The 9,367-nt window shown below is 69.6% G+C and carries 14 protein-coding genes; 10 read left to right on the plus strand and 4 right to left on the minus strand.

The features are described 5' to 3' along the window. The coding region (locus ACWC9T_RS39390) for an alkaline shock response membrane anchor protein AmaP (RefSeq protein WP_449825855.1) at window positions 1-455 on the plus strand (455 nt) is incomplete at its 5' end. A gap of 382 nt (window positions 456-837) precedes the next feature. On the opposite strand, the gene ACWC9T_RS39395 is transcribed toward ACWC9T_RS39390, so the two are convergent. Beyond that, window positions 838-993, minus strand: a complete 156-nt coding sequence (locus ACWC9T_RS39395) for a DUF6131 family protein (RefSeq protein WP_253800145.1) — start codon at window positions 991-993, stop codon at window positions 838-840. Between the two features lie 545 nt (window positions 994-1,538). On the opposite strand from ACWC9T_RS39395, the gene ACWC9T_RS39400 reads away from it, so the two are divergent. Next, the gene (locus ACWC9T_RS39400; protein WP_449825856.1) at window positions 1,539-2,003 is read left to right on the plus strand and encodes a hypothetical protein; all 465 of its coding nucleotides are present in this window, start codon (window positions 1,539-1,541) and stop codon (window positions 2,001-2,003) included. A 543-nt stretch (window positions 2,004-2,546) separates the two neighbouring features. On the opposite strand, the gene ACWC9T_RS39405 is transcribed toward ACWC9T_RS39400, so the two are convergent. From ACWC9T_RS39405 to ACWC9T_RS39415, 3 genes are all read right to left on the minus strand, one after another. Next, window positions 2,547-2,750 carry a CsbD family protein gene (locus tag ACWC9T_RS39405; protein WP_449825857.1) on the minus strand — a complete coding sequence of 68 codons (204 nt, stop codon included), beginning with the start codon at window positions 2,748-2,750 and terminating at the stop codon, window positions 2,547-2,549. Window positions 2,751-2,905: 155 nt separating this feature from the next. Then, entirely contained in the window at window positions 2,906-3,991 is a 1,086-nt protein-coding gene (locus ACWC9T_RS39410) for an SRPBCC family protein (protein WP_449825858.1), read from the minus strand. A gap of 3 nt (window positions 3,992-3,994) precedes the next feature. Then, window positions 3,995-4,846 carry a histone protein gene (locus ACWC9T_RS39415; protein WP_449825859.1) on the minus strand — a complete coding sequence of 284 codons (852 nt, stop codon included), beginning with the start codon at window positions 4,844-4,846 and terminating at the stop codon, window positions 3,995-3,997. 485 nt (window positions 4,847-5,331) lie between these two features. On the opposite strand from ACWC9T_RS39415, the gene ACWC9T_RS39420 reads away from it, so the two are divergent. The 8 genes from ACWC9T_RS39420 (at window position 5,332) to ACWC9T_RS39455 (ending at window position 9,198) form a co-directional block, all read left to right on the plus strand. Beyond that, a complete protein-coding gene (locus tag ACWC9T_RS39420; RefSeq protein ID WP_449825860.1) occupies window positions 5,332-5,730 on the plus strand; it encodes a gas vesicle protein GvpO in 399 nt (132 codons plus the stop codon). 71 nt (window positions 5,731-5,801) lie between these two features. Further along, the gene (locus ACWC9T_RS39425) at window positions 5,802-6,239 is read left to right on the plus strand and encodes a gas vesicle structural protein GvpA (RefSeq protein ID WP_449825861.1); all 438 of its coding nucleotides are present in this window, start codon (window positions 5,802-5,804) and stop codon (window positions 6,237-6,239) included. Window position 6,240: 1 nt separating this feature from the next. Beyond that, window positions 6,241-6,954 (plus strand): GvpL/GvpF family gas vesicle protein, encoded by a 714-nt coding sequence (locus ACWC9T_RS39430; RefSeq protein WP_449825862.1) that lies wholly within the window; start codon window positions 6,241-6,243, stop codon window positions 6,952-6,954. A 12-nt stretch (window positions 6,955-6,966) separates the two neighbouring features. Continuing rightward, window positions 6,967-7,221: a gas vesicle protein GvpG gene (locus ACWC9T_RS39435; RefSeq protein ID WP_449825863.1), complete on the plus strand. Its 255-nt coding sequence runs from the start codon at window positions 6,967-6,969 to the stop codon at window positions 7,219-7,221. 40 nt (window positions 7,222-7,261) lie between these two features. After that, the gene (locus ACWC9T_RS39440; RefSeq protein WP_449825864.1) at window positions 7,262-7,738 is read left to right on the plus strand and encodes a gas vesicle protein; all 477 of its coding nucleotides are present in this window, start codon (window positions 7,262-7,264) and stop codon (window positions 7,736-7,738) included. After that, window positions 7,735-8,535 (plus strand): GvpL/GvpF family gas vesicle protein, encoded by an 801-nt coding sequence (locus ACWC9T_RS39445; RefSeq protein ID WP_449825865.1) that lies wholly within the window; start codon window positions 7,735-7,737, stop codon window positions 8,533-8,535. The genes ACWC9T_RS39440 and ACWC9T_RS39445 overlap by 4 nt, the downstream gene beginning before the upstream one ends. Continuing rightward, complete coding sequence (locus ACWC9T_RS39450) at window positions 8,532-8,783, plus strand: gas vesicle protein (RefSeq protein WP_449825866.1); 252 nt, start codon at window positions 8,532-8,534, stop codon at window positions 8,781-8,783. The genes ACWC9T_RS39445 and ACWC9T_RS39450 overlap by 4 nt, the downstream gene beginning before the upstream one ends. After that, entirely contained in the window at window positions 8,773-9,198 is a 426-nt protein-coding gene (locus tag ACWC9T_RS39455; protein ID WP_449825867.1) for a gas vesicle protein K, read from the plus strand. The genes ACWC9T_RS39450 and ACWC9T_RS39455 overlap by 11 nt, the downstream gene beginning before the upstream one ends. Window positions 9,199-9,367: the final 169 nt, after the last annotated feature.

The following is a 9,367-nucleotide window of genomic DNA, read 5'->3' on the forward strand; positions in this document are numbered from 1 at the left end:
GCCCGCACGACACCCTCCTGCCGGCCCAGGACCGCACCCGCTGGACAGGCGAGGCCTGGTGGTGGCCGACCATCATCGCCGCCCTGACCATCCTCGCCGCCTTTGCCCTGTGGTGGCTCCTGGCACAGCTGCGCCACCGGCACCCCGGACGCCTGCCGGTCGGCAACCCGCCCTGCGACGGCGTCGAACTGCACGACAGCGCCCTCGCCGACGCCCTGGCCGCCGACACCACCCGACTCCCCGGCGTCCACAAAGCGCACGCGAACCTCACCGGTCCCGCCCACCACCCCCACGTCACCCTCGACCTCACCCTCGACCCGGACGCCCGCCCCCGCGATGTTCTCCACGCCCTGGAAAGCACCCTTCACCGCGCCCGCCGGAGCACCGGATGGGAGCAACTCCCCGCCCGGGCCACGCTGCGCGTCGCCTCCCACCGTCCCCACCGCGCCGAATGACCCGCGATGACCAGGTCACGGCAACACCGAGCAGGCCGGAGCGAGAGCGTGCTGTCGAAGCCTCGTACGTCGCGGTCGCCGGGGAGTACGCCGACGCGGTCCGTTCGATCGTGCGGGACGCGGAGCTGTTCCTGTACGGCGCGGAGGTCGTCGCCGAGCGTGGCGCGGGGCACCAGTTGGGAGCGCATCGCCACGCTGCGCCTGACCGCCGAGGAAGCCGAGGACCGCTAGGCCGGGCACGTCAAGGCCCGCCTCCTGCGGTCGAACGTGGGCCGGCGGATCGTGAGTGTGCACCGGGCTTCGCCCCTCAGCCGACGCGGACCGCCTGTGGTGCCCGAGGCCCATCCAGCCCCCGCGGCGGCCGTGCTGCGACTGGGTGGTGTCAGTAGTAGTGGCGGCGCCCGCCGACAGCGTGGCCGAGGAGGCCGGCAACCCACAGGATGAGGCCGATAACGGCCAGAACGATGCCGATGGTCCACAGGATCGAGATCCCGGTGACGAAGCCGATGATGAGCAGTATGACGCCGAGGATGATCATTGGGTCTTCCCTGATGCGGTACGCGATGGGCGCCCGGAGCCGCGGCCAGGCGGCCGGGCGGTGTCCATCTGGACGTATACCACCGGCCGGTTGACGCAAACCTGCTCCGGCAGCCGCACCGGAGGAGGCTGAGGCCGCCTGAGCCCGGCCAGGCGCAGGGACTGCTGGGACACCGGCAGGAGGGCGTGCTGGAGCTGGGCAGCGAGGCGGCGCTCGGCGGCGAGAAGGGTCTGTTGGGCGAACACGGGTGGTGGGACGGGCACACAGCGGTGCGGACGGGCGGCGCTGCTCGCTGTGGATGCCTGCCCAGCACGTCGCCGTGTCTCGGCCATCCGCAGGGCGGATGATTGAGCGAGGCCGTCGGGGATAGACGCCGGCGGCTATCCGGTGTCGCGGCCGTCGTCGTCACCACCATCGCACAGGCGTTGGTAGCGGCCGTCGGCGCACCGCGCCGCGCCTCCGGTATCCGGGCAGACGCCTCCTCCGTTCCCGGGCAGATGACCGCTCAGAGACCGACATCCAGACATCCAGGAAAGGGTCCACCCATGACAAACACACCTGATGCCGACCGCTCCTCGAACGCGGGTGACGGCCTGCGTGAGTCCATTGAGCACGCCCGACAGCGACTCGGGCAGAGCATCGAGGAAATCACGTCCAAGATGAAGGGCACGACCCAGGTCCAGGCGAGGGCGGCACAGGCCAAGAACCGCCTGCACAGTACGACGGCGGTCGCCACCGCCCATGCGCGTGACAGGGCCACCCAGGCAACCCATTCGGGCCAGGCCGCGGTCTCCCATGCCAAGGAGCATCTGGCGCACACGGCGGCGGCCGTTGCCCACACCGTTCAGGACAAGACTCCGGAGCCGCTGCGGGAAGCCGCCGTACGGACCGGCCGGGTCTCCCGCAAGTCGCTGACCTTGGCCCTGGCAGGGGCGGCCGTGTGCGTCCTGGCCGTGGTTGTCCGCCGGCGGCGCGCGCGGACGGCGCGTACCCAATCCTGGGTCGGCTGATCCGCGCCTCCGGCGGCGTTCCGGACGACAGCCTCGGCGGACCGCCCGGGCGCCCTCTCATCCGGCTCGTCCGGCCGAGGGGACCGGGCACGGCTGCCGCCGCGTCGGCTTGCCGACCTGCTTCACAGCCCCCGGATCGCGGCCCGTTCGCGACCGGGGGCTACCCGGGAGAGTCCCGCCGCTCAGCCGTCACGCGGCGGTCCAGGGGGCTGACCGGGCGGCGGCGCCTGCGCGGGCCGACGAAAGTTCAGCAGGCGAGCCTCAAGGCGACCGAGCGTCAAAACCGCCACCGGGCAACCGGGGAGCAGGACGACGAGAACGACGAGGGCTCCAATCGGGCCGTACATCAGAATGCCGTCCGCGCGGCCTTGCGGTGCGCCGCCCTCCGCCTAAAGCCGAGCCCGCCCGCAGGCCGGGCGAGTGGCGACGGGAAGAGTGCTGACGGGTGGGGTGCTGGTGTAGAACCGGCCACCCGCGCTCGGTCGGCGACCTGGCATGACCATGCACCGAATACGCGGGCGGCCGGCCCCTCCCCGGGCGCTGCTAGGGCTTCAGGGCGTCCTTCACCTTCTGTCCGGCCTGGGCAACGTCGCCCTTGACCTGCTCGGCCTTGCCCTTCGCGACAAGGGACTCGTTGCCAACGGCCTTTCCCGTGACCTCCTTGACCTTGCCCTTAGCCGTCTCCGCGGTGTGTTTGACCTTCTTCCCCGCGCTCATCCTGTCCTCGTTCCTCTGGGAGTCAATCACTAGCTCCGCTCTTGCCCCATTTGTTTCTATTCACACCTCTTTGTGGCAGGGCATAGCGGAAGCCGGAGGGGCCGAAGGTCAGCGAGGGCAGCACTCCTCCGACGGCCTTGACGACGACTGGGTGGGGAGCGCACCGGCTCGGAGTCACGACGCGCTCACTCCTCGTCCTCCTCGTAGCGTGCTTCGTCGTCTTCGTCGTCTTCGTCTTCGTCGTCCTCGTCGTCGGCGCCGCCCCGGTCGCCGTCCTCCCCTTCCTCAGCCACCGCCTCGTCCTCGTCCTCGTCCTCGTCCTCGCCCTCGCCCTCGTATTCGTATTCGTCCTCCGGCCCCTCGTCGTACTCCCCGTCCTCGGGTTCCTCTTCGTCGAACTCCTCCTCGGGCTCGCCCTCGTCCTCGTACTCCTCCGCTTCCTGGTCGTTCTCAGCGGCTTCCTCCTCCATGGCCTCCTCGTGGGTGCGTACGACCTCGCCGTCGCGGATTTCGCCACGCCAGCCCTCGGCCTCGTCGTTGGTGAGGGAAACGTGCCGCTGGAAGTTCTTGAAGTCCAGGCGCAGACGGCGGCCCTGGGCGCGCCAGATGTTCCCGGTCTTCTCGAAGAGCCCCGAGGGGTAGTACTCGACCACCAGCACGATGCGCGTCAGGGTTGGAGCGAGCTCGTGGAAGCTGACGGCTCCGCGGATGCTGCCCTTGGCGCCTGTCGAGGTCCACACGATGCGCTCGTCCGGGACCTGCTCCTGGACGGTCGCCTTGAAGCTGCGCTTCGAGGGCCCGACCTTGACCTTCCAGTCGGTGGTCACCTCGTCGCCCTGTGAGACGTCTAGCACGCCCTTGGCGAAGCCGCTGAAGTCTGCGTACTGGGTCCAGTGGTCGTAGGCAGTCCGTACGGGCACCCCAACGTCGAGTGTCTCGACGATGTTCATGACCTTCTTGCCGGCCTTCCGGCCGGCCTTGCCGCCGCCGAAGACTCCCTTGACCTTCTCGACGAAGTTGTCCTTCACGCTCTTCGCCTTCTCGGCGAGGAACGCCTTCATCGGTGAGTCGCCCTGCAGGACGCGTGCGCCCACTTTGGGCAGCACGCCGCCGTTCTGGGCCACTTCCCCCAGCTGGCCCGTGACATCGGCGACCTTGTCGCCGGCCTTCTCAACCAGGTTCTCCAGCTGGGCCTGGAAGTAGTGAACAAGTTCCCCCTTTAGCCGGTCGACGCCCGATATCCCAGGAGCCTCCTGTTCCGTCCTGGCCATGACCTACCTCCGCCGGGTGGACCGCGTGGACGTCTTGGCGGCGGCCTTCTTCGCGGGCGCGGCCGTCTTCTTGCCCGGAGCCTTGGCGGCGGCCGTCTTGGACGGAGTCGAGCGGGTCGACGAGCGCTTGGCGGGCGGAGCCGACTTCGCGGGGGCCTTCTTCGCTGCCGGGGCCGTCTTCTTCGCCGGGGCAGCGGCCTTCTTGGCGGGCTTGCGCGCGGGGGCGGACTTCGACGCCGGCTTCGGGGCCGTCCGCGAGGAACGTGAGCGCGGCCGCTCTTCGGTCTCGGCAGCAGCTCCCCCGGGCCGCGATGGACGCCTGCGGCGCGGTGGCGCCTTCTCGGCCTCGGGCTCCTCCTCGAGCTCCTCCGGTTCCTCCTCTTCCGGTTCCTGCTCCTCCTCCTCGGGCTCCTCCTCCTCGGGCTCCTCCTCGTCGTAGGGCTCCTCCTCCTCGTCGTACGGCTCCTCCAGCTCTTCCTCCTCGTCGTACGGCTCCTCCTCGGGCTCCTCCTCGTCGTGCGGCTCCTCCTCCGTTTCCTTCGGCTTGCCCACGTTCAGGGTGCGCTCCCGCAGGGAGTCCGCAAGGTCCCCGATGCGACGGTTGGCCGCGGCTGCCACCGCGTGCTTGCCGGCTTCGAGCAGTTCTCCCCGGACCTGCTGGTTCAGCTCCGCGACCTGCGGCACCTCGCCAAGCCGCCGCAGCCCCTCGGTGGCGAGCTGACGCGGATTGAGCCCGAACTGCCTGCCTGCGAGGTACGTCGCGGCGGCGAATGCGAGCCGCCCCTTCTTCGTGCGGCCGAGCACATACCCGCCGGCGACCGCCGCCGCGAGAGCAACTTTGGTGGTGTCCTTCATGGGGTCGTCCTTTCCGGCACTCGGTCACTCCGTGGACCGGTGCGACGCGAGCGGCCTGCGCCATGCCCCTCGTCCTGCCCGGGGGTGTTTGGGAGGCTCTGCATCGGCGGGACCGGGCGTACGGGTGGGGCGGCCGATGACACCTGCTCGGCACCCGCCCAGGTCGTGCAGTACCGGGCGGGCAGAGTGCGGCCCCTGGCCCGTGCCAGGACTCCGTACTTCCAGTCTGGCCAGAGCGGCAGGCATGCGCCACGTGGGCAGCGACCGTTTCCGTCAGGGTCACCAGCCTGCGTCAGCCGACCAGGCCATCGCGGTCCTCGCCGACAACGGGCGTAGGGGGCCGGGCTCGCGGACCGTGGCCGCCGCAGGCCGGGCGAGAACAGCTGTCACCGGAATTCAGGAGGAATGCCGTCTATCATGGAATAGCTGTAGGCGGACGCACAGCGGTATCTCACAGCGCGTCGCCTCCGATCCCGGAGAAGAAGATGGCCCCAGACAAGAGAGAGGACGGCGTCAGGCCTAGAAGGCTTGCCCGCACGGATCCGACCTCTGCGCGCCCCAGCGGTGCCGGGACCAGGCGGGCGGCGAGCGAGGATCAGGACGCGGGACGCCGCCCTCGGCGCCGGGTCTCCGCGGCACAGGCGATGTGCGCTGCCGCCGAGCAACTCGCGGAACTCCTGGGGCGTGTACCCGAGTCCGTGTCGGCGCTCAAGCCCTCCGAGGATGGGTGGCGGGCCGACGTGGAGGTGGTGGAACTGGAGCGCATCCCGGAGACGACCAGCGTGATGGCCAGCTACCGAGTGTCGCTCGACGAGGAGGGCGAACTGTTGGCGTACGAGCGGATCCGCCGTTACACCCGTGGACAGATCGACCGCCGTACCTGAGAGCCCGCCACCCGCGACGGAGCGGAATCATCCGCTCCCGCCGCGACGGCGGGCCGGCGAAGGGAGGCACCGTGACTGTGGTGCCGCAAAGCTCAGCCAGTGTTTCCCGCGGCGGGAGCACCGGAAACCTCTACGACATCCTCGAATTGATCCTCGACCGCGGTCTGGTCATCGACGTCTTCGTCCGGGTCTCCCTGGTCGGCATCGAGATCCTCAAGATCGATATCCGGATCGTCGTCGCCAGCGTGGACACCTACCTCCGGTTCGCCGAGGCGTGCAACCGCCTGGATCTGGAATCCGGGCGCAAGGCACCGGCCCAGCTCACCGACATCGTCGGGAAAGTGACCGAGGGCGGAGCGCGCGGAAAGAGCAAGGGGGCGATCGGCGGCGCCGTCGAAGCCATCACCGACTCCCTCCACCTGGGGCGCGACAAGGACGAGGAGGAAGAGGAAGCCGAACCGAAGCGCGCGAGGCCCACCCGCCGGCCCACCAGGCAACGGGAGGAATGACGTGACCCTCTATGTCTACTCCATCACCGCCGCCACACACCCCCGCAACCTCGACGGCCTGACGGGAGTTGGCGAAGCCCCGGCCGAACTACGGACCGTGTGCGTGGACACACTTTGCGCCGTCGTAAGTGAAGCCCCCGAGGGCCTGCGGCCCAAGCGACGCGACCTGATGGCACACCAGGCCGTCCAAGAGCGCCTGATGACCACCGGCGCCGTCCTGCCCCTGCGTTTCGGCTTCACCGCCCCCGACGACGACGCCGTACGCCGCGTCCTCGAGGAGCGCCGGGAGGAGTACACCCAGCGTCTGGCGGCGTTGGAAGGCTGCGCCGAGTACCACCTGAAGGCGGCCATCGAGGGGGACGTGCTGCTGCGTCAGATCCTCCAGGAGTCACCCGAGGCCAGGCGCCTCAACGACGACATCAAGGCCGGCGACGCCGGCCCGGACCTCTCGCTGGCGCTCGGCGAACTCGTCACCCAGGAAGTCCTCGCCCGCCATCAGGCGCTCGCCTCCGGAGTCATCGAGGCGCTGCGCCCCCACACCCTCCAGGAGAGGATCTCCGAGCCCACCGGGGACGACTTCCTCAACATCTCCTTCCTGGTGGACGAGGAACACCAGGAGCCGTTCCTCGCCGCGGAGAAGGGGCTCATCCACGAGCTGGGCCGGGACTTCGACTTTCGACTGTACGGCCCGCTGCCCGCCTACAGTTTCGTCTAGCGGAGGCACCCCGTGGGCCTGCTCACCCAGATCCTGACATTCCCGCTCGCACCGGTGCGCGGCACCGTGTGGGTGCTGGAACGCGTTGTCGAGGTCGCGGAGGACGAGTACTACGACCCTGCGCCCGTCGAACGGGAGCTCGCCGCACTCGAGAGGGCTCTCCTGGCGGGAGAAATCGACGAGGAGACCTTCGACCGCCGCGAGGACGAACTCCTTGACCGCCTGGACGAGATCAGGGCTCGCAGACAGCCCGACGACGACACGTGACCCCACCCGCACGCACCCGGCAGCGAAACGAGGCCGAGCCGTGACAGACCCGATCGCCAACCGCCTCGGCTCCCTTCCCTCCAGGTCCGCGCCGCCCTACGGGCAGTCCTCCGCCAGCCTCGCCGACATCCTGGAACGCGTCCTCGACAAGGGCATCGTCATCGCGGGCGACATCCAGATCAACCTTCTCGACATCGAACTTCTCACCATCAAGTTGCGCCTGCTGATCGCCTCGGTGGACAAGGCCAAGGAGATGGGCATCGACTGGTGGGAGCACGACCCCTCGCTGTCCTCACGGGCGGACAGCGGCCCCTCCCTGGAAGAGGAGAACCGGTTCCTGCGCGAGCAGATCGAGGAGAACCGGCGTCTGCGCGAGCAGATCAACGCCCTTCGCGCCGACCCTGCCGCCCTGTCACCCGCCGAGGAACAGACCGAGAGCCACGACAGAAGCCGCCCCGCTACCCGCCCCAAGCGAGCCGCGCCCAGGACCCGCAACACCACCCGGGGTGAGCCATGACCCCCGAGCGGCTCGCCTACACCTACGCCGTCGCACGGCCCGCCGCCGGCCTGCAGCGGACCGTGGAAGGCCTGACCGGCGTCGTGGACGCACCGGTCCACCTGGTGTCCGACACTCGCGGCAGGGACATCGTGGCAGCCGTGAGCCCCGTGCCCAGTGAAGACTTCGACGAGACCGCCCTGCCCCGTCACCTCGACGACCTCGAGTGGCTGGAGGCGCTTGCCCGCTCCCACAACGGCGTCGTCGAGGCGATCTCGGCGTGCACCACTGTCGTTCCGCTGCGCCTGGCAACGGTGTATCTCGACGACGACCGGGTGCGGAACATGCTCGACGACGGGCTGGAGGTCTTCGTGGACCGGTTGTCCCGCCTGACCGGGTACGTGGAATGGGGTGTGAAGCTGTACGTCGACGCCCCACCTGACCGACCGCCAGCACCTCTGCCCGAGCCGGATCTCAGCCCCGGACGTGCCTACCTGCGCCGGCGCCGGGCCGACCGGGACGCACAACAGGACGCCCTCCGCGTAGCCGGGCGTGGGGCCGAGCTGATCGAGGCAGCAGCCCTGGCCCATGCCGTGGACCGTGTCCGGCACCGGCCGCAGGAAGGCGAGCTGGCCATCGAACCGGGCGTGAACGTCCTCAACGACGCCTACCTCGTACCGCTGGAACACGGCGAGGCGTTCCGAGCCGACGTGCTGCGCTCGGCCTCCGCCCTGCCCGGGGTCCGCGTCGTCGTCACCGGGCCGTGGGCCCCTTATTCCTTCGCCGCCCCCGGCCTCCCGGAAGAGGCCACGCCATGAACGACCCTGATGGCACGGCCCCCGGCCCGCGGCCGGCAACCGTGCCGCAACGCCAGGCAGCCCTGATCGACCTGCTGGACCGGCTGCTCAGCGGAGGCGTGGTCCTCACGGGCGATGTCATCCTGTCCATCGCGGACATCGACCTCGTCCGAATCTCCCTGCGGGCACTCATCCTGTCCGTCAGCGAACAGAACCCCGCCCCCCGCATGATCGGCCGCGCCCGCGGCGGGAACAGCCATGACCGGTGACGCGCGCCGGCCTCGCGGCCGGTTCGACGAGGTGGCCGAAGCCGCTGCCCGCGCCTTCCGTCTCCTGCCCGCGACATCCCACGACAGTCCGCCGCCGGCCCACGGCACGCCGCCGGGGCGGCCACGCAGGATCTCCACCGACCCGGAAAGGGTCGAACGGGACCTGATGAAACTCGTCCTCACCATCGTCGAACTCCTACGCCAGCTCATGGAGCGTCAGGCCATCCACCGCGTCGAGACCGGCGACCTCAGCGAGGAACAGGAGGAGACCCTCGGAGCTACCCTCATGGCCCTCCACGACCGTATGGGCGAGCTCTGCGCCCGGTACGGCCTGACCATGGATGACCTCAATTTGGACCTTGGCCCGCTGGGAACGCTGCTGCCGCCCTCCGACTGCGGCGTGTCCGATAATTGATGATTTTGCGGGTCCGCGGAGCCAGAGGATCAGGGATACCAGGACGAGTCCGGGCTCGGTAACGGGCAGCGACTTGGGTGCAGTTCGGAATGAGTGACCTTTTGGGTGGTTTGGCATAGGTATCTGCCGTCTCGGGTGGGCTGGGTTCCTAGGGTGCTGGTGTCGGGGC

It is taken from the genome of Kitasatospora sp. NPDC001159 (genome assembly GCF_053598235.1).

What these genes read in the sequence shown, in the direction of transcription:
- ACWC9T_RS39395 (WP_253800145.1), bottom strand. Translation starts at nt 993, where the DNA reads ATGATCATCCTCGGCGTCATACTGCTCATCATCGGCTTCGTCACCGGG.
- ACWC9T_RS39400 (WP_449825856.1), top strand. Translation starts at nt 1,539, where the DNA reads ATGACAAACACACCTGATGCCGACCGCTCCTCGAACGCGGGTGACGGC.
- ACWC9T_RS39410 (WP_449825858.1), bottom strand. Translation starts at nt 3,991, where the DNA reads ATGGCCAGGACGGAACAGGAGGCTCCTGGGATATCGGGCGTCGACCGG.
- ACWC9T_RS39415 (WP_449825859.1), bottom strand. Translation starts at nt 4,846, where the DNA reads ATGAAGGACACCACCAAAGTTGCTCTCGCGGCGGCGGTCGCCGGCGGG.
- ACWC9T_RS39420 (WP_449825860.1), top strand. Translation starts at nt 5,332, where the DNA reads ATGGCCCCAGACAAGAGAGAGGACGGCGTCAGGCCTAGAAGGCTTGCC.
- ACWC9T_RS39445 (WP_449825865.1), top strand. Translation starts at nt 7,735, where the DNA reads ATGACCCCCGAGCGGCTCGCCTACACCTACGCCGTCGCACGGCCCGCC.
- ACWC9T_RS39450 (WP_449825866.1), top strand. Translation starts at nt 8,532, where the DNA reads ATGAACGACCCTGATGGCACGGCCCCCGGCCCGCGGCCGGCAACCGTG.
- ACWC9T_RS39455 (WP_449825867.1), top strand. Translation starts at nt 8,773, where the DNA reads ATGACCGGTGACGCGCGCCGGCCTCGCGGCCGGTTCGACGAGGTGGCC.